We start from the raw sequence: 21,749 nt of genomic DNA on the forward strand, positions 1-21,749 counted from the left end.
TTTATTTCTCTTCTTTGTTCAATATTAATTAGCTTAGCAAAGTTATCTTATTCACTCTATAGCCAAATTAATTACAAATGTTACATGAGGTTTCGAAAGTTAATTTAAAAAAATGTCACGAAATAAAAAGTGATGGTGTCTTGGTAATGAAATAGGAAGTTTCTGTCTTCCTATCGATTACAACAAGGAAAAATGATGAATATAGTACATATAATATTAACCGTACTCGTGATTTCGATAAGCCTGAATACCAAAGCTGAAAGTTGCATTAGTGTTGAGGTGCACGGTGAAGGACAACCGATAATTTTAATTCCAGGACTAATGAGTAACGGCGAGATTTGGCAGAAAAGTGAAGAATATCTAGCAAAAAATTATCAGGTGCATACGGTGAGTATTGCAGGATTTGCAACGACAGCCCCATGCCCTAGTGCAGATAATATTATACCCGCGGTAAAATCTGAATTATTGAGCTACATACAAAAACATCAATTACAAAAATCAGTATTAATAGGGCATAGCTTAGGGGCTTTTTTATCTTATAGTTTAGCGATAAAAAATGAGGCATTATTTTCTGCCATTATTGCGGTCGACGGCTTACCTTATATTGCGCCAATATTTACAAAAACACCTGCGACTATACCAAAAGATATGCGACGACAAGCTGACTACATTCGAAGTATGTATCAACAAGCAACGACTCAGCAAATGGCTGATATGACTAAACAAACCATTGCTATTCAAGCCACATCAATAGAAAATCAGCAAGCGGTTATTGCTATGGCAAAAGTGTCTGATCAAAAAACAGTGGCTTCAGCTTTGCATTTTTTATTACTCAATGATTTACGAGAGCCATTAAAGCAAGTGAAAACGCCCTTACTGCTTATTGCTGCGCAAGGTGCATTTACCGATGAAGAATCTCGACGATTTGCTACCGTGTTATATCAACAACAAATAGAAAATGTGCCTAATGCCCATTTAATTACCAACATTGATGCTCGACATTTTATTATGTGGGATGATAATAAATGGTTAATGGCACAAACAGATATATTCTTACAGGGGGTGTTATAAAATGCTATTTACTGATGAGCAACAATTACTTCCTGATATCGCACTAGCAAAATCGGGGGATCAACTCGCCTTTACCCGTTTAATTGAACAACTAACAAATACCGTAGGCGCTATTGCTTTAGCTATTACCAAAGATCTCGATAGCAGTGAAGATGTGAGCCAAAAAGTTTTCATTAAAGTATGGCGAGAAATCAACCAACTTAAAGAGAATATAAGCTTTTTACCTTGGGTTCGACAAATCACCCGTTACACCGCGTTAAATCATATAAGAGGCGAAAAGGTTAACCGTAACGTAAAAGGTGATGAAACCGATATTTTACTTGCCACACTTGTTGACCCAAGTCATTCGGGCGATGCAAGTTTACTGCGCGAAGAACAAAATACTTTAATTCAAACGCTATTAGCAGAGCTACCCGACGAGAGTCGAGAAATTGTTTTGTTATATTACAGAGAGCAGCAAAGTAGCCAGTGTGTAGCTCTGCTATTAGGTTTAAACGAAGCGACGGTTAGAAAACGTTTAAGCCGCGTACGAGCATTAATAAAAGAACAAGTCTTAGCACGTTATGGCAAAGTTATTTTATCAACGAGCCCGTTAGGTTTAACGGCGTTAGTTTTATCAGGACTTTCAGTGAGTTCACCTGTTGCTGCAGCTGTTGTCACGAAAAGTATTGTGAGTAGTCAAAGCCATTGGTTAGTAAAAGTACTATTGGCTTTAGGAGGCGCAATGATAGGCGCTTTACTCGGTATGGTGGCAAGTTATATTGGTATGTCCAAAGTCATTGAAAAGATGGTAGATGAAAAACAAAAAGCTCAGCTTAAGGTGTTACGTAATAAAACAGCTTTTCAATTGTTCCTCAGTGGTATTTTTTTCACGTTAAGTTATGAATTCACAGAAGGTTGGGGTATGCCTTGTTTATGTTTTATAACATTATTTTATTTTATTTATCGTTCAACTCAACAAGTGAACACACTCGTGGGGCTTTCGATTGCTACAACAGAATTAAGTGACACTGATTTGATTAAGCAATCAAAAAAAGATAAGTTATGGTGCCAGTTCGGCTTGATAATGGGCTTCTTGGGGGGTGGTTCAGGTTTACTTGTTGGTTTATACAATAGCGGCCGTTTTGCGACTTTTTGGTAATAAAAAATATAGATTTAAATAGGAACACTATGCAATTAAATGAGTTACTTGAAAAGGTAAATGCTACCCCAGAACTGATTGAATTTAATGAAGTGATGGCGGTTATTTCTGCTAATTACCATTATCAGCCATGTGCATTTGAAAATGGTGAATTAACTAATCTGTCAGGCACGAATGAAGGTTCATGTAAAATTTTTGCTTTTGCACAATTACAGGGGCTATCTAAAGAAGCAACATTGGCGTGTTTTGGTCATTATTACCGCGAGGATGTTATGTTGAATTCTGCGGGGACAGATCACGGAAATATTAGAAACTTCATTAAGCAGGGCTGGCAAGGTATTAATTTTTTTGGTGTTGCGCTTTCGTAATTATGCCTCTTCTATTAGGTATTGTTCGTAACCTTTTACGCCAAAATATCGAACAGATTTTTTTAGTTTGATCATTTTGGCGATAAGTGACTCACCAAAATAAACTTTCATGACTTGTTTTTCGCCATTAGTGTCGCTTTGGTATTGATGGAGCGGATTGTTTCTTAAATTATCAAACGCTGTTTTCATAATTAATTTCAATGGCTTAATTTTCTTCTTTTAACGTGCTGGTATATTTACTGACTATAGCACTTATTTTTCCATTATTTATTAAGCTATTAATAGCTTGGTTTATGATCGGCACGATATGCGCTTTAGATTTATGTATACGTAACGGGCGTAGGGAATGTTCATGAACTTGACCTATGACAACGGTTAACTGATGACTTCTACTCAGGTAGTTAACTATGGTTCTATCGACAATGCCGACTGGTAACCTATTGCCTTCAATAAGTTTTAATAATTTCAGTTCACTTTCAACATCATAACGGGTGAAAACGGTATCAAAAGCGTAGCCAAATCCGTTGATCGTTGCAATGGTTTCATCTGCTAACGGACCTATATTTCTTAATTTTCCTTGCGGAAATACATAAACGTCTTCAGTTTTAAATAGCGGTTGGCTATAGATAGAAATGGCCGTTTCGTTTGCTCGCCACGCGCCAATAGGACAACATTCGATATCGACTTTACCGTCGGTAAAGCTAGAACGTACTCGTGCAGAAGAGAGATAAACAAACTCTAATTGATAAGGGGTTAGTTTAAATATCTCTTGAAACACTTCGACATAAATACCGCGATGCTCTTGTTCACCAAATGAATAAGGAGGCTTTCCATCGAAGGAAAGTGCCACCCTTATCGTTTCTGCTTGAGCGCTTAAGCTGATAAACAATAAAATACAAATCCACTTCATGCTATAAAAGACTCGTTGTTTCGGTTTTCTTCTCTCTCAATTATAACAAAAATAATAGCTTGTGCTTAAATTATTACTTCTGATGAATTAATCGCTCGAGCTCTTGTTTGGACAGGTAGTTTTCCATGGTTGAACGCAGTAATTTGTATAATAAAATAGAGCCATCAATTTCTTCTTTACGGTTGGTTAAACTCTCAATATTTAACCCTAATGGTAAATCGTAGGGTAAAACAGCATCGAGTATTTGTTGTAAAGTATTTAAACAGATGCGAATAGATTCATATAGTGGTTTTTCCGCATTAAGAATACGTAGACTAGTCGCTTCAGGAACACTAACACCTAACCATTCAATAAATTCGAGTGTTTTTTTACTGCCACAAGGTGAAAATGTTAAAATTATCCGCTGAGGCTTTAATCCTTGCTGCTGACATTCAATCGCATAGCGCGTCAACATATCTATAGTGGCTTGTGGATTATAGATAGCTTGAGAAATAAAGAAATTGCAGCCCTGTTGATGTTTTTCTATCAACCGAGTATGTTCATTACCTTTATTTGCATGACGTTCTGCAATGGTGATCCCACCGATAAAGAAATCATTTTTATTATCAACTAAGGTTTTATAAGCACTGGCAAGTGGCAATGAAATCGTGTTTTTTTGCGAAGGGCTACCAACAAGAACAACGTCACGAATGCCATATGTGTGCCAAGCTTCATTTGCCCATTGATCAAAATCATCGTTATTTGACTGAATAACACTTTTATAAGTGATCACGGGTCGTTGAGATTGATTCTGCAGTAATGATGAATAATAACGGGGATCTAATGTTGATTTAAAAGGAAAAGGACGCGGTACATTGGTACGCGAATTTTCGTCTTGTATATCATAAACAATCAAACCATCAAAATCGATATCACTGACACGTTCAAGCAGCTTATTAGCAATAATTTCAATTTGCTCTGCGGGTGTATCACTTTTAGGAGGTGTTGTGCCAATAAAATAGACGCCGCGTGTATTATCGTTATAGCGAGCTCTTAATTCTGATCCTATGTTCACTTTATTCTATACCGTAAATTTGATAAAACTGATGTCATGATAATACCTTTTTAGCCACTAAAAATCTTTGTGATATTTATATTTTATTGTTAATAAAAAATAAAAATGGCATTAATCATTTTTATTTTAGTTATTTCTTATCAAAGTTATCATTAATAATTTACAAATAGTTTACAAAAAGAGTTGACGTAATACTTCGTAATGATAGGTTAGCTCTATATTTAATTAGCTGTACAGTGTTGGCAATAGAACTCAACAAGTTATTGCTGTATATAAAAAAACTAAAAAAACTAAAAAGAGAAGATTATGAAATTGTCTGCAAACCCTTTTCAAGCTTGCTTGGATACTATACTTTCACCCCTTGTTGCTTTTGATACGGTTAAAGAAAAAAAAGGCTGGTCATGGTTACCTTTTATTCTGCTGACTAGTTCTACTTTTGTGTTATTTATCTATTACTTTAGTGTTGTTGATTTTACTTGGTTAAAAGAGCAAATGATTAACCAAATTGCGGCGTCAAAACCGATGACCGATGATGAGCTTAAAGCCGTAGCAAGTTTTTATCAAAAGGATACCATGATTTGGACAACCGCTATTGGTGGCTCTTTAGGTTTTGTGGTTATTAACATGCTGACAGCCGTCTATTACCACATAGTGACGAAAGTCAGCGCGGCAAGTGAGTATAAATTTACTCAATGGTTTGCGTTTACTTGGTGGGCAAGTTTTCCTGCTATTATTTCTGTCGTGCTAAGTGCACTTGTTATTGTATTTGCTGGCGATGGTAGGGTGTCAATGCAAGATTTGCAGCCAACAAGTTTTAATAGCTTATTATTTTCTGTTGAGGCAAACAATGCTTGGTTTGGCCTGCTTGAAGCGATTAACTTATTTTCATTTTGGCTGATTGCAGTGACCACTATCGGTCTGCGCTCTTGGTTGAATATTAACACTCAAAAAGCATTTTTTATTGCTGCTGCTCCGCAAATACTTATCTTTATTTCTTGGGCTTTATACATAATGTTTATCGCTTAAAAAGAGCACGATTTTATGAAAAAAATACTGATTATTATTGTGGTTATTATTGGGCTAGTCAGTTTAGCTTACTTTAAAAAAACGGGTCAATCCCAGACGCTTGAAGTTAAGGTTCAGCAAGTGGCTGCTGAAAACATTAAACGTTCAATTTTGGCCTCAGGCACTTTAGTTTATAAAGAGCAGGTTCAGTTACGCTCTGAAGTTATTGGCCAAGTCAGTGAAATGTTAATAGAAGAAGGTGATGAGGTGACTAAGGGGCAAGTATTAATGCGCCTTGAACCTCGCACTTTCCGTGCTGATGTCGAGCAACAAGCGGCTTTTGTTCGTATTCAAAAGATTGCCATCGAGCATCAAAGCAAGAAAATTGAAAACTTAAAATCTCAATGGCAGCGCAAACATGACTTATATCAACGAAAAATTCTTGACCGTGACGCTTATGAACTTATCGACAATCAATACGCATTAGCAAAAATTGATTTACGTTCTCGTCAAGAATCTTTACTGCAAGCGCAAGCTACACTTGATAAAGCACAAGAGCGTTTAGATAAAACCGTTTTTCGTTCTCCTATAAAGGGTATTGCGACGTCAGTTGATATTAAACAAGGCGAAACAGCCATTAGTGGCAGCACAAATATTTCAGGATCAAATTTAATTACTTTAGCTGATCCCTCTTCTATTCTCATTGAAGTAGAGGTCGACGAAGCAGATATTGCAAATATTCTTGTTGGACAGCAAGCCGATATCTTTGCGGTCGCCTTTCCTGATAAAGCGCTTAAGGGGCAAGTTCAGAGCATTGCCACCACAGCTAAGCGCGCACAAGGACGACAAGGTTTAAGCTTCAAAGTTAAAATATTATTGTCTGACTCAAATACTATCGCCGTTCGACCTGGTATGAGTTGTCGCGCCGAAATATATACCCAGAGTAAAAGTAAAACGATAGCGGTACCCAGTGAGTCAGTCATTTTTGCTACACAGGGCAAGAACGTTCAAGTAGACGATGAAAGCGATAACGAAGCGCTTGCAGATAATGTTGACCACGTATTTGTGCTTATTGATGGTAAGGCTGTAAAGCAGAATGTTGAGCTAGGTATCTCAAATGATCGCTTACAAGAAATTACTTCAGGCCTAAAAGTAGGTGATAAAGTGATCATTGGACCCGCAAGAGCACTTGGTAAATTAAAAGATGCTCAGTCGGTGAAAGTGATCGATAAAGAGGCATAAATGATGTCTAACATTTCTCAAGAAAAAAAAGTGATAGCGCCAATTATTTCATTAAGAAATATCGCTCGCCTTTATAAAATGGGTAATCAAGCGTTTTATGCACTCAATAATTTTGATTTGGATATTCAATATAATGACTTTATTGCTATAACCGGACAGTCGGGGTCAGGTAAATCGACCTTGATGAATATTCTTGGCTGCTTAGATTATCCAACAAGTGGTGAATATAAACTTAAAGACAGAGATGTAGCTAAGCTTGATGAAACAACTCTGGCGGGTATTAGAAATTTAGAAATTGGCTTTATTTTTCAAAGTTTTAATTTATTACCCAGATCAAGTGCTTTACAAAATGTTATGCAACCATTGATATATCGAGGCATGCCAATCAAAGAACGCCGTATAAAGGCTAAGCTAGCCTTAACCCGGGTCGGTTTAAAGGACCGCATTGACCATTTACCGAATCAGTTGTCTGGTGGACAACGTCAGCGTGTCGCTATCGCTCGGGCATTAGTCACTGAACCTGCGATATTGTTAGCAGATGAACCTACCGGGAACTTAGATTCAGCAACCACAATGGAAATTATGGCACTGTTTGATGAGCTTCACCAAGATGGCCAAACCCTAATTATTGTAACCCATGAACAGGAAATAGCCGATCGTTGTCAGCGAGTTATACGCTTAACTGATGGCTGCTTAGTTGCTGATTCATTAAACCCAAATATTGAACAGCACTATAAAGAGCAGCAACTGATAAAGGAGAGTGCTAATGTCTAGTGTTTTCTTTAAAATTGTTGAGAGTACTCGTTCAGCGGCACATTCGGTGCGTGCTCACGGTTTTCGAAGTTTTTTAACAACCTTAGGTATTATTATTGGCGTTGCCTCAGTGATTGCTGTTGTCTCTGTCGTACAAGGATTAAGCAGCAGTATTACTTCGCAGTTCGACGATATGGGCACTAATGTTGTCAGTATTAATGCTTTTACGCCGCTAAAAGAACGTCTTCAAGGCAAAGTTGCCAAATTAACTTACCGTGACTTTTTAGAAATACAGTATAAAGTTTCAGGCATTAGCCATATCACTCCAACGGTTGCCGCAACAGGCCCAAATGGCGTAGTTCAGTATAAAGGGGAGTCAACGGCAACACGCGTTGTCGGTACAGGCTCTAGTTATCAATCTCTATATGGCATCTTTCCTGAAACGGGGCGCTTTTTTAATATAAATGATGATAAGTCTCGACGCCGCGTAGCCGTGTTAGGGGACTCGATTATAGACAAACTTGAAATCAAAGGTTCTGCTGTTGGTCAGTATATTATGATTGGCGGTGAGTGGTTTAAAGTGATTGGCGTGCTAGAAAAGCGTGGTAAACTTTTTGGCTTTGATCAAGATGACTTTATACTGTTGCCTTATACAACAACAAGAGCTTTGTTAGGTGGTGCTGAAGAACCCGATATCAGTATTTCGCTGCAAGTGGACGATGCAAATCAACTTGAAAGTATTAAGCAGCATATTCAAAATCTACTGCGTCGAAATCATAATATATCTAAAGAAACAGCGGATGATTTTAAAATTAGTACCGCAGAGCAAATGCTTGAAACCGTCAATAGTATTACCTCAAGTACCACTATGGTGCTCAGTGGTGTTGTTGGTATTTCATTATTGGTAGGCGGTATTGGTATTATGAATATTATGCTGGTTTCAGTGACTGAACGCACCCGCGAAATAGGTATTCAAAAAGCGCTTGGCGCAACGCGAGTTGACATACTGCTACAATTTCTAATTGAAGCGGTGTTCTTGTGTTTATTAGGAGGACTAATTGGCTTAGCTATTGGCTATGGTATTGGCGCATTAGTGAGTAATTTAATCGACTTACCCTCTGCAGAAGTTCCGCTGTGGGCGGTAATGCTGTCGTTTGGTTTTAGCGCGGGAGTTGGGCTATTATTTGGTATTATACCTGCTGCGAAAGCCGCTAACCTAGACCCTATTGACGCACTACGCTATGAATAACTAACGCGAGTATTAATGGTAAGGACCAATTATCTTCGAGGTTAAGTAAAGTAAGCCAATATTTAATTGATTAAAAAAAGCCCAGTCATTGACTGGGCAAAAAATATAAGGGATAAACACAATCAATCAAAAAAGGTTAACTTTCGTTGCCTGATATTGATTTATTAACCGTAGAGACGGGACGTTTTTGCAGTAAACTTTTACCATTTATCGCAATTTTTCTTGGTTTTAACGCTTCAGGTATTTCTCTCTCTAAATCTATATGCAGCAAACCATGCTCCATAAAAGCACCGATGACTTTGACATGTTCACCGAGTTGAAATTTACGTTCGAAGTTACGCTCAGCAATACCTTGATGTACAAAGTTTCTTGGTGAACCATTATCGTTGACAGGTTTGGTACCGGTAACGATTAAGGTGTTCTCTTTTGATTCAATTTCAAGATCTTCATCGGCAAAGCCAGCAATAGCCATAGTAATACGATATTGGTCTTCGGCAAGTAATTCTACATTGTAAGGGGGGTAAGATGATTGCTTGTCTGTACGAGACGCTTTTTCAATTAAACCCGCTAAGTGTTCAAAGCCAATAAATGAACGGTAAAGTGGGCTGATATCTGTTTGTATACGCATAATTCATATCCTATTAGTTATACCCATAATTGAGATGTAAGGGTATTAGCAATATGGGATCTCTTTTGAATATTTCTGTGCTTACTATAACCAACATAAAGTCGCGATATAGCTAGGCTGAAATTATTATTCTCAGAGATTTAAGGTGCCTTTCAATATTGAACAGGCGGTTAATGTAGTCCCGTTTAGCTTGTGGCGACTACATTAATAAAGATGGGCGCGATGTTTTATTTTTCAAGTTTTAAATTTAAATTAAAATTGATTTTAATTTAAGTCTTTGAAATATTGTGATTTATTATTTGTCGTTATTCTCTTGAACCGTTTCCATATCCAGTGTTTCACTTGGGCTTAATGCTTTTATGGTCGAAAGGGCTAATTCATAATTAGGGTGCTTTGAAATATCAGCAACAATTTCCTTGTAAGCGATCATTCCTGATGAATCAATAATAAATATCGCTCGTGTTAATAAGCCCATATCTTTAATGAGTAAGCCGTAATTACTACCAAAGTTGCGCCACACTGAATCAGATAAGACCGTTATTTTATCGATACTTTCTGCTTCACAAAAACGTTTTTGCGCAAAAGGTAAATCATTGCTAATCGTTAACACAACAATGTCTTGGGGTAATTTAGCCATTTCTTCGTTGAAACGTTTTGTTTGTAAGGCACAGACGCCGGTGTCTAAACTTGGTACCACAGAGATAAGAATGTTTTTTCCTGAGAATGCTTCGAGAGTTACCGGCACAAAGCTGGCATTAACCACTTTAAAATTAGGGGCTTTTTGACCAACATCAACTTGTGTACCTAATAGCGTGATGAATTTGTTATTTGCCTTAACTAAGTCAGTTGTTTGTTGTAAATTATCTTCATCAAGTGGCTTTGCAGATGCCACAAAAATGCTCAGGCTATTTAAAGTTAAAATCAGTGAAAAAGTAAGAAATACGGTTGAAAATTTCATAATGTTAAGCGCGCTTAAAAATTTTGTATAAAGAGATGTTAACTTTGACGATAAAAAATAGCCATTATTTAGTGCTTTATTTCAAATATTATCTATTGTTATTTATAGATAAACAGTAAAATGTTGAAAAATCATCACCACAACTATTATCTGAAAATAGGAATAACGAAAATATGTCAATACCCTTGTTAATTTGTGATGACTCAAATATGGCGCGTAAGCAGGTAGCACGTTCTTTACCTGATGATTGGGATGTCGAGATAAGCTTTGCTACTAACGGCGAAGAAGGCATTCAAGCAATAAAAGCTGGTAAAGGTGATGTACTTTTACTTGATTTAAATATGCCAGTGATGGACGGTTACCAAGTCCTTGAAACTATTATTAAAGAAGACTTAAACACTATGGTGATTGTAATTTCTGGCGATATACAGCCAGAAGCACACCAACGTGTTACGAGCTTAGGTGCTCTAGACTTTATTCAAAAGCCAGTCAATAAAACCAAACTAACAGAAATATTATTGGCTTACGGTATTTTTACCCAAGACAGCGAAGAAGAAAAGCCTTTACCCGTTGAAATCGAAAAACCGCCGGTGATAGCCCCAGCTCCTAAACATAGCGAGTTGGCACCACTGACACAAGCGGCAGAGACAGTTAGTATTGAAAGAGAACAATCAGATGAAGCGTTTTTCTTAGACCCTGAACTACGAGACTGTTACCAAGAAATAGCCAACGTCGCTATGGGACAAGCAGGAGATTTATTAGCGCGTTTACTTGATGTGTTTGTTGTTCTCCCCATTCCTAATGTTAATTTAATTGAAGTTAGTGAACTGAGCATGGCGCTCTCTGATGTAGAAGAACAAGAAAGTACTTCGGGAATTTGCCAAGGATTTATTGGCGCAGGTATTTCTGGTGAAGCACTACTTATTTTAAATGACTCAAGTTTTAAAGATGTTGCTTCATTAATGAATTATAAGTATGAAGTTGATGAAAGTACTGAGCTTGAATTATTAATGGATCTAGCCAATGTACTTATTGGTGCTTGTTTAAATGGTGTTTCTGCCCAATTAGATATGCCTTTTAGCCAAGGCCACCCCGTTGTTTTAGGACAACATAAAAAAATATCTGAGTTGATAGCGACCAACTCTAAAAAATGGAAGCGTACCTTAGCTATCGAAATTAGTTATAGCATTGAAGACTATTCAATCAAATGTGATTTACTCTTACTCTTTACCGAAGAGTCTATGCGTACACTCAATAATAAAATCTCTTACTTACTGGATTAACTATGTCATTAGAAACATCACAAATAAATGAATTACATTGGTTAATGGAAATGTTACACACCATCGATGTAGGATTGGTTGTACTAGATAGAGATTATAAAGTGCAAATATGGAATGGTTTTATGGAGAATCATAGCGGTCTGTTACCCCGTGAAGTGAAAGATAAAGTGCTATTCCCTTTGTTTGATGAAATACCTGAAGCATGGTTTAAGCGCAAAGCTGAATCAGTCTTTTTACTAAAAAATAAAGCCTTTACAATTTGGGAACAACGTCCTTATTTGTTTAAGTTTCAAAATTATCGTCCTATCACAGGGGCGGCTGATTATATGTATCAAAATACTACTTTTATTCCTTTGATGTCAGCGACAGGAATAGTGACTCATTTATGCCTCATTATTTATGATGTGACTGATAATGCTTCTCATAAAAAAGACTTAGTTAAGGCGAATAAAGAATTAGCTATTTTGAGTCAAACTGATGGCCTAACAAAACTGTTTAATCACACGCACTGGGAGCATTGCTTGCAAGCGGAATACAAGCGTTGGATCCGTAGTCAAAACCCTAGTTGCTTAGTGATGATTGATATTGATCATTTTAAAGTGGTTAACGATACCTATGGCCATGTCGTTGGTGACGAAGTTATTCGCCATATCTCAGGACTTATTCGCCATCATGTGCGTGAAACAGATGTTTCGGGGCGCTACGGTGGTGAGGAATTTGTTATATTATTAGCGGACACATCATTAGATAATGGTAAAGTATTTGCTGAACGATTAAGAGAAGAGATTGAAAAATCTGTGGTGAAATATAATGACATTGATGTTAAATATACGGTAAGTATGGGGATTGCTGAAATAGACATTAGTATTGAAAGTTATGAAGCTTGGATTGAGTGTGCTGATGCCGCTATGTACCGAGCAAAAGATAATGGCCGTAATCAAATAGCCTTGCACCCTAAGCAACTAGTTTAGTTCGTTACAAATAAGTCATAAAAAAAGCCCTTATGGGCTTTTTTTATATAAAATATTTACTTTAATGAGCGTAAACTTTTTTTCCATTTACCCAAGTCGCTATGACTTTATTCTTCCAGATATCTTGTTGGTTTTCTGTAAAGTAATTATCTTCTAATAAAATAAAGTCAGCTTTTTTACCTTTTTCTAAGCTACCTAAAGTATTTTCTTGGTGTGCTGCATAAGCCGCGTCAATAGTAAAAGTTCGTAAGGCTTCTAAGCGTGTCATACTTTCTTCACTGAACCAGCCATTTTTCGGTTGGTTCTGATGATCTTGACGGGTGACTGAAGAGTGTAAACCAAAAAATGGATTAGGGGATTCCACTGGGAAATCTGAGCCTGCAGCGATTATAGCCTTGGCATTCATCAATTTACGCCATGCATAAGCACCTAAAATACGTTCTTTACCAATTCGGTCAACAGCCATGTTTTTATCACTAGTTGCGTGTGTAGCTTGCATTGAAGCGATAATGTTGAGCTCAGCGAAGCGAGGAATATCACTTAATTGTAATATTTGCGCATGTTCAACTCTATGACGAAGCGCTTCGGTATTTGTTGCTTTTATTTGGTGTTGATATAAATCTAGAACCACTTTATTAGCATTATCACCAATGGCATGAGTATTCACCTGAAAACCTGCCTTCATCGCAGTATTCATATACAAGGTTAACTTTTCTTTGTCATGTAACATTAAACCTTTATGACCAGCATGGTCTGAATAATCAGCAATTAAAGAGGCGCCACGACTACCCAAAGCACCATCGGCTTGAATTTTCACACTATTAAAATTAAGCATGTTATCACGGCTAGTGAATGGTCCTTGCTTGAGTGTTTCCTGCCAATTTTCAGAGGGTAAATACAACATAGCGTTGACACGCATAGGGAGGGCGTTTTCATTGCTCAATTCTTTGAATAGTTCAAGGTTATCAGTAAAAATACCAGCATCATGAACACTGGTTAAACCAAAAGAGACCAATTTATTAAGCGCTTTTTTTAAGACTAATTTTTGTTCTTGCTTGGTCAAAGGGGCAATGCTTTTAGTAATCAAATCCATGGCATTATCAATAAAAATTCCTGTTGGCTGACCAGAGTCATCACGAATTATATCGCCACCCGTTGGACTTTGTGTCGCTGATGTTATACCAGCAAGCTCCATCGCTTTAGTATTGGCCCAGCCCGCATGTCCATCAACACGTCGTAAGAATACTGGTTTGTTAGGAAAGTGTTTATCTAGCGATTTTGCTGTTGGAAATTGGGTGTTTTCCCATTGAGTTTGGTTCCAGCCTTGTCCTTGTACCCAAGTAATATCTGGGTTTGCCTTTGCATAATTTACGGCTTTCTTTACCGCTGATTCTTCTGAAAGTGAGCCAAGTAAATTTGCTTGCATCAAACTTAAGCCGTAACTTAATATATGACCATGAGCATCAATTAAGCCCGGAAGTAGTGTTTTACCCTGGCCATCGATAACCGTCATCTGACCGGATTTAGGTAATACTTCACCATCGATAAAAAGTTTATCAATTTTATCATCGGTAAATTGAATAGCCGTAAACTGCTTTAATTGTTGGTCAGCTAAAGTATAGCCCTGAACATTGGTGATAATGGTTGTTTGTGCGAAGGCTAAACTGGTAGAGGTCAGTAAAAATAAGGTTAAAGTGGACAGGTGTTTAGTCAATACTTTCATAAATAAATCCTATGTATTATTGTTTTTTATGTTTTTTTATTGAGCATAGGATAAAGGCAGAAAAATAAAATTAATAGTATTAATGGTAATAACCAATGAATAAGTTGCCAATATTGACTATAAAAAGTCTTTCCTTGGACGAGTTCAAGGTCAGCTTTAAGCACAGCGTCAGTAAACTGTGGCAGTGTGGCTTGAATATTTCCTTGGTGATCAACGATAGCGGTTACACCATTGTTGGTGGCACGTAGCAGTGGTCGACCAAATTCCAAAGCGCGCATGCGAGCAATGTCTAAATGTTGATGTGGACCATGTGAATCGCCAAACCAAGAATCATTACTAACCGTGAGTAAAATGTCGGTTTCGTTGGTAAAGTTAGCGGCTAATTGCTCAGGAAAGGCAATTTCAAAACAAATAAGCGGTAATAGATGAACGCCTTTAGCAACAAGGTTGGGTTGAATATAGTCACCTCGGGTGAAAGAAGAATATTGTAAATTAAATATTGGCGCAATTTTTCTTAATATGTCACCAAAAGGCACAAATTCACCTATGGGTAGCAGGTGGTTTTTATAATAGCGGTTACTATGGTTATAACGGTAATGCCCAGTATCGTCGTTACTTTCTTTTTTACCGATGACAATCAGTGAATTGAAATAGGTTTTTGATTGATATTTGTAATCTAAAATACCGGTAATAATAGCACTATCATTGAGTGCGGCAGATCTATCGGCCATGCTGAGAAAGTCTTGTGCAGCGGGTTCTAATGCTGTTACTGCTGACTCCGGCCAAACAATAATGTCAGCATCATAATTTTCTCGGCTGTGATCTAGGTATTTTAATTGGATGGGCCACTCTTTTTCGGGCTGCCATTTCATTGATTGTTCAACATTACCTTGTACTAAAGCAGCGGTTATTGTTTTGCTGGTCGGTGTTACCCAAGCAACATGCGTTAATAAATAAGCGGAGATAGACACAGCAATCAATAAGATTATATGTGTCTTGCGATAGCAGTTATTTACAACATTAATAACCGCAATACTGATTACCAGCAGCAAAGCACTTATTCCTATTTCACCAATCAGTGGTGCAAAACTAGCTAGTGGACCATCGATTTGGCTATAGCCAATTGAAAGCCAGGGAAAACCAGTCAAGACGTTAGCACGCAAATATTCTGAAATAAGCCAGCAGGGTGGCAGTAACCACAGAGAGAATTTTTTCTTTGGCGCAAACTTCGTTGATAAATAACAAGCAAGTGCTGGATAAAGTGCCAAATAACAACACAATAACACCATCAATAACAGTGAGAAAAATAGTGGTAAACCACCAAATTGATCAATACTGACATGCACCCAACTAATACCGCTACCAAACCAACCAAGAGCAAAGATGAAACCTTGTTTAGTGGCTGTCTTTACATCAGTACCATTAATAGAATGGAGAAATAACGGCAGTACAATAATCATCAGCCACCATAGCGAAAAAGGAGCGTAGGCGAGCACTAAGCTGAGCCCAGCAAGGAAGCTGAGCCAGTTACGCTTATTAAATAAGTTATCGTGTAGTCGTTTTAGTAGGCGAGCGCCTAGTGTCTTGATCGCCATTGAGGTTAGTCGACTATCTTTCCATTGATTTTATGGTCTTTTGGAATCGTAATATGTAAGCTTTGGATACGGCGATTATCGCCGGCGGTGACTTTAAATTCAAAATCACCAATCGTCATTATTTCACCTTTTTTAGGCATATGGCCAAATTGATGTAAAACTACGCCACCAATAGTATCGGCATCGTTGCCATCAAACTCAGTATTAAAATATTCATTGAAGTCATCGAGCTCTGTTAATGCCTTAACTTGATAAACATTACCGGCAAGATACTTAATATCTAGTTCAATTTCATCATCTGTTTCATCTTCAATTTCACCAACAATTAATTCAAGAATATCTTCAATGGTGACAACACCAGAAACGCCACCATATTCATCAACAACAATTGCCATATGATAACGCTGAGAACGAAACTCTTGTAATAACGGTTCAACTCTTTTACTTTCTGGAACAATAATCGATGGACGAATTATTTTGGCTATGATGCATTCTTCTTGTTGACCAAAGCCGTAAGCGAGCAGATCTTTAGCGAGTAAAATTCCCTCAATGTGATCAATGTCGTCGTTAATAACAGGAAATCTAGAGTGACCAGACTCTAAGATGATCGGTAAAGAATGTTCAATCGGATCGTTGATATCAAGCGTGACCATTTGCGATCTTGGGATCATAATATCACGCACTCGCATATCAGAAACTTCTAATACACCTTGGATCATTAACTTGGTTTCTGGCTTAATTAAGTCGCGGTCTTCAGCGTCATTTAATACATCAACCAATTCGTCTTTACTTTTGGGCTCTCCGGTAAAGACCTGTACTATTTTATCAAGTATCGATCGATTTGCAGAGCCGTTGCTAGAGTGGGGGTGGTCATCGCTCATAGAGCTTATTTATTTCCTGTAAGGTTAACTTGTTGCTTATTTTCTAATCAATCGAAAGTAAATTCAAGTAGTAAGTGGTTATTTATCTATGAATTCTAAAGGATAAATTTATTCATTTATAATATAAGGATCGGATATATCGAGTGCTTTAAGTAATTTTGTTTCCAGTGCTTCCATTTCTGTGGCTTCAACTTCATCAATATGATCGTAACCTAATAAGTGTAAGCAGCCATGAATCACCATATGAGCCCAGTGATTATGCAGGTCTTTGTGCTGTTCATTGGCTTCTTGGGCGACGATGTCAGCACAAATCACTAAATCACCGAGTAAGTCTAGTTCAATTTCTGCTGGTACCTCAAAAGGAAATGATAAAACATTGGTCGGTTTATCTTTTCCACGATACTGTAAGTTCAGAGACTGGCTTTCTTTAACGTCAACGAGACGAATGGTAAGTTCAAAATCCGTTTTATCATTATTTAAAGCGATATTTACCCAAGATTGAAACTGTTCATTGCTGGGTAAATTTTTGGCATCACAAGCATGTTGAAGATCGAGTAGTGTTGCCACTATTGATTATCCATAGTATCAAGTGCCGCTTTATTTCTTTTTTCATCTTTTAAACGTTTTTCTTTTTGTTCAAAAGCATCATATGCATCAACAATTCTAGCCACAACAGGGTGGCGGACAATATCTTTTGATTCAAAGTAGTTGAAACTAATGCCAGGAATATCGTCAAGTACTTCAATCGCGTGACGTAAGCCTGATTTAGCACCACGTGGTAAATCTACTTGGGTAATATCGCCGGTGATAACAGCACGGGCATTAAAGCCAATACGGGTTAAAAACATTTTCATTTGTTCTACGGTCGTATTCTGACTTTCATCAAGAATTATAAAAGCATCATTTAATGTTCTGCCACGCATATAGGCAAGAGGAGCAATCTCAATGACATTGCGCTCGATAAGCTTTTCAACTTTTTCAAAACCCAGCATTTCAAAGAGTGCGTCGTATAAAGGGCGCAGGTAAGGATCCACTTTTTGTGATAAATCACCTGGAAGGAATCCCAATTTTTCACCCGCTTCAACGGCTGGGCGTGTTAACAGAATTCGTCTAACTTCTTGTTTTTCAAGAGCTTCGACAGCACAAGCAACGGCTAAATAGGTTTTACCCGTACCCGCAACACCAACGCCAAAGCTAATGTCATTACTCATAATGTTATGCACATAACTTTGCTGGTTTGGATTACGAGGTTTGACGACACCACGTTTGGTTTTTATAGTCACTAACTTGTCGAAATCAACATCAACTTTAGTGGGCTCTTGCTCAAGCACTTTTGCGTCTAAAATAGCAAGATGGACCATTTTTTCTGTGATTTCTTTTAGCTCATTTTTTACGGTTGCTGTTTCAATATATAAATTCTTAAGCAAGACAATGACGGCTTCACAATTTGCGGGTTCACCCATCACTTTAAATTCATTGCTGCTGTAACTTATTTTAACACCAAGGCGACGTTCAATGGTTTTTAAGTTATCGTCCATTGAACCACATAAATTCGCTAGGCGATTATTATCAAGCGGTGTTAAGTCAAATTGTTTGCTAATACTTGTAGTCAAATTTATATCCGTTTTTATAGGCTAAGGTTTTAATTATTAAGGCGTAAAACTACCAACACCTAACTCGTCGATGTTACTACTTTTGCTAGTATGATGACTGTTCGCTAGGATGTCTTGTGGAGAATACGCAATGCGCAAGCCCATTTCACTTTCTTCGCGCACTAATTCACCGCGCAGCGAGTTAGCATAAACATCAGTAATTTTAATATCAACAAATTGACCAATAACCGTGTGAGGAGCAACAAAATTAACCGTGCGGTTATTTTCTGTTTTACCGCGTAATTCCATCGGATTTTTCTTTGAAGGACCTTCAACAAGAATACGTTGTTCTGTATTCAACATTTGACGTGCAATACGTAATGCTTGATGAGTAATTTGGTCTTGAAGCACTTTTAAACGTTCTTTTTTAGTGATATCAGAAATATCATCAATCATATCTGCTGCCGGTGTACCAGGGCGCGCACTGTAAATAAAACTAAAGCTTAAATCGAAATCTACCGCTTTAATTAAATCCATTGTTGCTTGGAAGTCAGCATCCGACTCACCAGGAAAACCAATAATGAAATCTGAACTCATGCAAATATCTGGACGTGCTTTCTTTAATTTTCGAATTTGTGATTTATATTCTAATGCAGTATGACCACGTTTCATTTGCGTTAAAATTCTATCTGAGCCACTTTGTACCGGTAAATGTAGGTGACTCACTAATTCAGGAACGTCTTTGTAGACCTCAATGATATCATCGGTAAATTCAATCGGATGTGATGTCGTATAGCGAATACGGTCAATGCCGTCAACAGTAGCAACCAAACGCAATAATTCTGAAAAGCGACAAATTTCATCATCGTGCGTAATACCACGATAGCCATTAACATTTTGTCCTAATAAATTAACTTCACGTACACCTTGTGCAGCAAGTTGAGCTATTTCATATAATACATCGTCAAGTGGACGACTGACTTCTTCACCACGAGTGTAAGGTACAACACAGAAGGTACAGTATTTACTACAGCCTTCCATAATCGACACAAAAGCGCTAGCGCCATCAGCTTTAGGTTCAGGAAGACGATCAAACTTTTCAATTTCAGGAAAGCTAACATCAACAACAGGATTATGATCACCAGTAACTTGTTGGATCATTTCAGGTAGGCGGTGCAATGTTTGTGGGCCAAAAACCATATCAACATAAGGCGCACGCTGGCGAATAGCATCACCTTCTTGAGAAGCAACACAGCCACCAACACCAATTAATAAACCGGGTTTATTGTCTTTTAGATGTTTCCAACGCCCTAGCTGATGAAAAACCTTTTCTTGTGCCTTTTCGCGTATAGAACAAGTGTTTAATAAGATGACATCAGCATCTTCAGCTTCGTCAGCCAATACAAAACCATGCGTTGAATCTAATAATTCGGCCATTTTCTGCGAGTCATACTCGTTCATTTGGCAACCCCAAGTTTTGATATATAGCTTTTTACTCATTAACTTTCCACTCATTAAATATTTAAAAATTTAGACAAACTAACATGAAATTTATTGCTTAGCAGTTAGTTCAATTTAAGGATGCATATTTTACTCCTTCTTGACGCTTGACGCCAGTACCCGATTCAACTTTAAGTGGCGCGGGTCTATCTGATCTCAATTATTGACCGCAACCATTAATAATATTCGTATAACTGATATAGGTTGGTTAGAATAACTTTGAAAAATCATTAAATAAAAAGTGTAAATTTTATGAGCAATTTTGATTGTGTCGTGGTCGGTGGTGGTATGGTCGGCGCTGCTAGTGCGTTATCTTTGGCAAACTTAGGGTTAACTGTGGCTATTGTCGAACCAAAGCAACCCGTCTGTTTTAATGAAACACAAGCACTAGATTTACGTGTTTCAGCTATATCGCTTGCTTCTGAGCATTTGTTAACACAATTGGGGGCTTGGCCACAATTAAAACAATGGCGAATGTGTCCTTATAAACGATTAGGTGTTTGGGAAAATCAGGCAAGTTATACCGAGTTTAACGCCGATGACATTGGGCAATCTCATCTTGGCCATATTATTGAAAATCGCTTAGTTCAGCTTGCCTTATGGCAGCAAATTAAAACTCACAGTAAGGTGACTTTATTTGCACCAGCGAGTTTAGAAAGCTTTACTGAACATCAAAATGAAATCGCAGTAAGCTTGGCAATTAAACCGGCTGAAAAAGAGTGTAGTGAAATAGAAAAAATTACCACTCAAATATTAATTGCGGCTGATGGCGCTCATTCACAGGTAAGAAAACTAGCTCATATAGGTATAACGGGTTGGGATTATCAGCAATCAGCAATGCTTATTAATGTTGAAACTCAACATTTACAACAAGATATTACCTGGCAACAATTTTTTCAGACTGGCCCAATTGCTTTCTTACCGCTGCCAGGAGAAAGTCAATTAGGTGGTTATGCTTCCTTGGTTTGGTATCATCAAAAAAACGAGATAAAAAGGTTGTCGGCTTTATCTAATGAACAACTGCAAAGTGAAATCATTGAAAAATTTCCACAACGAATAGGTCAAATAAAGGTTATTAATAAAGGGGCATTTCCACTGACTCGTCGACATGCTAATACTTATCAAAAAGGTCGAGTATTATTATTAGGTGATGCAGCGCACACCATTAACCCCATGGCAGGGCAGGGAGTAAATCTTGGCTTTAAAGATGTTAAGGCTTTACAAACCGTCATAGCCAGTGCCATTGGTAATAATGAGTGTTGGCACTTGCCTGAGGTTTTATCACGTTACGAATCTAAGCGACGAATAGACAATCTATTGATGATGACAACGATGGATTCACTGTATGCAACGTTTAGCCACCCATCACCAGCTATTAAACTCTTTCGAAACATAGGGCTGACAATGGCAAATAAGATACCTTTTTTGAAAAATAAGGCTTTAGCTTACGCTTGTGGTGTATAAGTTGAAGTGATAATGGATCTTAAAAGAAATTTTTCAATGCAGTAATAGATTAAGTCTTAAGATAATATTTATTGGGTGTTTAAGGTAAGATTCAAAAAGAATGGCAGGGGTAAGAGGATTTGAACCTCTGAATGACTGGATCAAAACCAGCTGCCTTACCGCTTGGCTATACCCCTGTAATGTTACTTATTTTCTAACAACTATCATGATGATAACTGTTAGTTAGAATGGTACGGGTCAAGAGACTTGAACTCTCACATCTTTCGATACTGGAACCTAAATCCAGCGCGTCTACCAATTCCGCCAAACCCGCATTGCTTCTAATACTACTAAGCATTAATAGCCTTGTAGATATTTCAAA

21 protein-coding genes and 2 tRNA genes are annotated in these 21,749 nt (G+C 37.6%); 10 read left to right on the plus strand and 13 right to left on the minus strand.

Features of this window, described 5'->3' with window-relative positions; genetic code table 11:
* Positions 1–195 precede the first annotated feature (195 nt).
* The 3 genes from H4J69_RS07085 to H4J69_RS07095 are packed head-to-tail and all read left to right on the plus strand — an operon-like array spanning position 196 to position 2,580.
* On the plus strand, positions 196–1,071 hold the full coding sequence (locus tag H4J69_RS07085) for an alpha/beta fold hydrolase (protein ID WP_182244533.1): 876 nt from the start codon (positions 196–198) through the stop codon (positions 1,069–1,071).
* A 1-nt stretch (position 1,072) separates the two neighbouring features.
* Positions 1,073–2,212, plus strand: coding sequence for an RNA polymerase sigma factor (locus H4J69_RS07090; RefSeq protein ID WP_182244532.1), 1,140 nt, complete (start codon positions 1,073–1,075; stop codon positions 2,210–2,212).
* Between the two features lie 29 nt (positions 2,213–2,241).
* Positions 2,242–2,580, plus strand: a complete 339-nt coding sequence (locus H4J69_RS07095; RefSeq protein ID WP_182222109.1) for a HopJ type III effector protein — start codon at positions 2,242–2,244, stop codon at positions 2,578–2,580.
* On the opposite strand, the gene H4J69_RS07100 is transcribed toward H4J69_RS07095, so the two are convergent.
* The 3 genes from H4J69_RS07100 to H4J69_RS07110 all read right to left on the minus strand — a co-directional run bounded on the left by H4J69_RS07100 (position 2,581) and on the right by H4J69_RS07110 (position 4,538).
* Entirely contained in the window at positions 2,581–2,769 is a 189-nt protein-coding gene (locus tag H4J69_RS07100; protein ID WP_259367726.1) for a hypothetical protein, read from the minus strand. It lies immediately after the preceding gene.
* A 16-nt stretch (positions 2,770–2,785) separates the two neighbouring features.
* A complete protein-coding gene (locus H4J69_RS07105; protein ID WP_182218589.1) occupies positions 2,786–3,490 on the minus strand; it encodes an ABC transporter substrate-binding protein in 705 nt (234 codons plus the stop codon).
* Positions 3,491–3,563: 73 nt separating this feature from the next.
* The gene (locus tag H4J69_RS07110) at positions 3,564–4,538 is read right to left on the minus strand and encodes a methylenetetrahydrofolate reductase (protein WP_404842436.1); all 975 of its coding nucleotides are present in this window, start codon (positions 4,536–4,538) and stop codon (positions 3,564–3,566) included.
* 312 nt (positions 4,539–4,850) lie between these two features.
* Between H4J69_RS07110 and H4J69_RS07115 the strand changes: the two genes are divergently transcribed.
* From H4J69_RS07115 to H4J69_RS07130, 4 genes are read left to right on the plus strand one after another with little or no spacing between them, the layout of a single operon-like run.
* Positions 4,851–5,570 carry a YIP1 family protein gene (locus H4J69_RS07115; RefSeq protein WP_182215500.1) on the plus strand — a complete coding sequence of 240 codons (720 nt, stop codon included), beginning with the start codon at positions 4,851–4,853 and terminating at the stop codon, positions 5,568–5,570.
* Between the two features lie 15 nt (positions 5,571–5,585).
* A complete protein-coding gene (locus H4J69_RS07120; protein WP_182215497.1) occupies positions 5,586–6,791 on the plus strand; it encodes an efflux RND transporter periplasmic adaptor subunit in 1,206 nt (401 codons plus the stop codon).
* Between the two features lie 33 nt (positions 6,792–6,824).
* On the plus strand, positions 6,825–7,565 hold the full coding sequence (locus H4J69_RS07125; protein WP_310733593.1) for an ABC transporter ATP-binding protein: 741 nt from the start codon (positions 6,825–6,827) through the stop codon (positions 7,563–7,565).
* The gene (locus H4J69_RS07130) at positions 7,558–8,793 is read left to right on the plus strand and encodes an ABC transporter permease (RefSeq protein ID WP_182230468.1); all 1,236 of its coding nucleotides are present in this window, start codon (positions 7,558–7,560) and stop codon (positions 8,791–8,793) included. The genes H4J69_RS07125 and H4J69_RS07130 overlap by 8 nt, the downstream gene beginning before the upstream one ends.
* Before the next feature lie 136 nt (positions 8,794–8,929).
* Here H4J69_RS07130 and H4J69_RS07135 read toward each other — a convergent pair whose 3' ends face one another.
* Together H4J69_RS07135 and tpx are read right to left on the minus strand one after the other, a co-directional pair.
* Complete coding sequence (locus H4J69_RS07135; RefSeq protein WP_182230469.1) at positions 8,930–9,421, minus strand: Hsp20 family protein; 492 nt, start codon at positions 9,419–9,421, stop codon at positions 8,930–8,932.
* Positions 9,422–9,716: 295 nt separating this feature from the next.
* Entirely contained in the window at positions 9,717–10,379 is a 663-nt protein-coding gene (tpx, locus tag H4J69_RS07140) for a thiol peroxidase (protein WP_182230470.1), read from the minus strand.
* Between the two features lie 173 nt (positions 10,380–10,552).
* On the opposite strand from tpx, the gene H4J69_RS07145 reads away from it, so the two are divergent.
* Complete coding sequence (locus tag H4J69_RS07145; protein WP_182215489.1) at positions 10,553–11,662, plus strand: response regulator; 1,110 nt, start codon at positions 10,553–10,555, stop codon at positions 11,660–11,662.
* A gap of 2 nt (positions 11,663–11,664) precedes the next feature.
* On the plus strand, positions 11,665–12,633 hold the full coding sequence (locus H4J69_RS07150; RefSeq protein WP_182215488.1) for a diguanylate cyclase: 969 nt from the start codon (positions 11,665–11,667) through the stop codon (positions 12,631–12,633).
* A gap of 61 nt (positions 12,634–12,694) precedes the next feature.
* Here the strand turns inward: H4J69_RS07150 and H4J69_RS07155 are convergent, their stop codons facing one another.
* The 6 genes from H4J69_RS07155 to miaB form a co-directional block, all read right to left on the minus strand.
* Entirely contained in the window at positions 12,695–14,356 is a 1,662-nt protein-coding gene (locus H4J69_RS07155; RefSeq protein WP_182230471.1) for an amidohydrolase, read from the minus strand.
* A gap of 26 nt (positions 14,357–14,382) precedes the next feature.
* Positions 14,383–15,951, minus strand: coding sequence for an apolipoprotein N-acyltransferase (gene lnt, locus H4J69_RS07160; protein WP_182230472.1), 1,569 nt, complete (start codon positions 15,949–15,951; stop codon positions 14,383–14,385).
* A 5-nt stretch (positions 15,952–15,956) separates the two neighbouring features.
* A complete protein-coding gene (locus H4J69_RS07165) occupies positions 15,957–16,832 on the minus strand; it encodes an HlyC/CorC family transporter (RefSeq protein WP_070376146.1) in 876 nt (291 codons plus the stop codon).
* 108 nt (positions 16,833–16,940) lie between these two features.
* On the minus strand, positions 16,941–17,399 hold the full coding sequence (gene ybeY / locus H4J69_RS07170; RefSeq protein WP_182215483.1) for an rRNA maturation RNase YbeY: 459 nt from the start codon (positions 17,397–17,399) through the stop codon (positions 16,941–16,943).
* Entirely contained in the window at positions 17,399–18,445 is a 1,047-nt protein-coding gene (locus tag H4J69_RS07175; protein ID WP_182244530.1) for a PhoH family protein, read from the minus strand. The genes ybeY and H4J69_RS07175 overlap by 1 nt, the downstream gene beginning before the upstream one ends.
* A gap of 36 nt (positions 18,446–18,481) precedes the next feature.
* A complete protein-coding gene (gene miaB, locus H4J69_RS07180) occupies positions 18,482–19,924 on the minus strand; it encodes a tRNA (N6-isopentenyl adenosine(37)-C2)-methylthiotransferase MiaB (RefSeq protein WP_182215480.1) in 1,443 nt (480 codons plus the stop codon).
* 252 nt (positions 19,925–20,176) lie between these two features.
* On the opposite strand from miaB, the gene H4J69_RS07185 reads away from it, so the two are divergent.
* Entirely contained in the window at positions 20,177–21,388 is a 1,212-nt protein-coding gene (locus tag H4J69_RS07185) for an FAD-dependent monooxygenase (RefSeq protein ID WP_182244529.1), read from the plus strand.
* A 101-nt stretch (positions 21,389–21,489) separates the two neighbouring features.
* Here the strand turns inward: H4J69_RS07185 and H4J69_RS07190 are convergent.
* Positions 21,490–21,564 (minus strand) — tRNA-Gln (locus H4J69_RS07190).
* A 52-nt stretch (positions 21,565–21,616) separates the two neighbouring features.
* Positions 21,617–21,701, minus strand: a tRNA-Leu gene (locus H4J69_RS07195).
* Between the last annotated feature and the right edge of the window lie 48 nt (positions 21,702–21,749).

This window comes from Colwellia sp. BRX10-9 (assembly GCF_014077405.1).
Classification (GTDB): Bacteria; Pseudomonadota; Gammaproteobacteria; order Enterobacterales; family Alteromonadaceae; genus Colwellia_A.

Excerpts from the sequence above, each read along its gene's own strand:
- tpx (WP_182230470.1), bottom strand. The coding sequence starts at position 10,379 with ATGAAATTTTCAACCGTATTTCTTACTTTTTCACTGATTTTAACTTTA.
- H4J69_RS07135 (WP_182230469.1), bottom strand. The coding sequence starts at position 9,421 with ATGCGTATACAAACAGATATCAGCCCACTTTACCGTTCATTTATTGGC.
- H4J69_RS07145 (WP_182215489.1), top strand. The coding sequence starts at position 10,553 with ATGTCAATACCCTTGTTAATTTGTGATGACTCAAATATGGCGCGTAAG.
- H4J69_RS07095 (WP_182222109.1), top strand. The coding sequence starts at position 2,242 with ATGCAATTAAATGAGTTACTTGAAAAGGTAAATGCTACCCCAGAACTG.
- H4J69_RS07090 (WP_182244532.1), top strand. The coding sequence starts at position 1,073 with ATGCTATTTACTGATGAGCAACAATTACTTCCTGATATCGCACTAGCA.
- H4J69_RS07150 (WP_182215488.1), top strand. The coding sequence starts at position 11,665 with ATGTCATTAGAAACATCACAAATAAATGAATTACATTGGTTAATGGAA.
- H4J69_RS07105 (WP_182218589.1), bottom strand. The coding sequence starts at position 3,490 with ATGAAGTGGATTTGTATTTTATTGTTTATCAGCTTAAGCGCTCAAGCA.
- H4J69_RS07165 (WP_070376146.1), bottom strand. The coding sequence starts at position 16,832 with ATGAGCGATGACCACCCCCACTCTAGCAACGGCTCTGCAAATCGATCG.
- lnt (WP_182230472.1), bottom strand. The coding sequence starts at position 15,951 with ATGGCGATCAAGACACTAGGCGCTCGCCTACTAAAACGACTACACGAT.
- H4J69_RS07185 (WP_182244529.1), top strand. The coding sequence starts at position 20,177 with ATGAGCAATTTTGATTGTGTCGTGGTCGGTGGTGGTATGGTCGGCGCT.
- H4J69_RS07100 (WP_259367726.1), bottom strand. The coding sequence starts at position 2,769 with ATGAAAACAGCGTTTGATAATTTAAGAAACAATCCGCTCCATCAATAC.
- H4J69_RS07085 (WP_182244533.1), top strand. The coding sequence starts at position 196 with ATGAATATAGTACATATAATATTAACCGTACTCGTGATTTCGATAAGC.
- H4J69_RS07155 (WP_182230471.1), bottom strand. The coding sequence starts at position 14,356 with ATGAAAGTATTGACTAAACACCTGTCCACTTTAACCTTATTTTTACTG.
- miaB (WP_182215480.1), bottom strand. The coding sequence starts at position 19,924 with ATGAGTAAAAAGCTATATATCAAAACTTGGGGTTGCCAAATGAACGAG.
- H4J69_RS07120 (WP_182215497.1), top strand. The coding sequence starts at position 5,586 with ATGAAAAAAATACTGATTATTATTGTGGTTATTATTGGGCTAGTCAGT.
- H4J69_RS07115 (WP_182215500.1), top strand. The coding sequence starts at position 4,851 with ATGAAATTGTCTGCAAACCCTTTTCAAGCTTGCTTGGATACTATACTT.
- H4J69_RS07130 (WP_182230468.1), top strand. The coding sequence starts at position 7,558 with ATGTCTAGTGTTTTCTTTAAAATTGTTGAGAGTACTCGTTCAGCGGCA.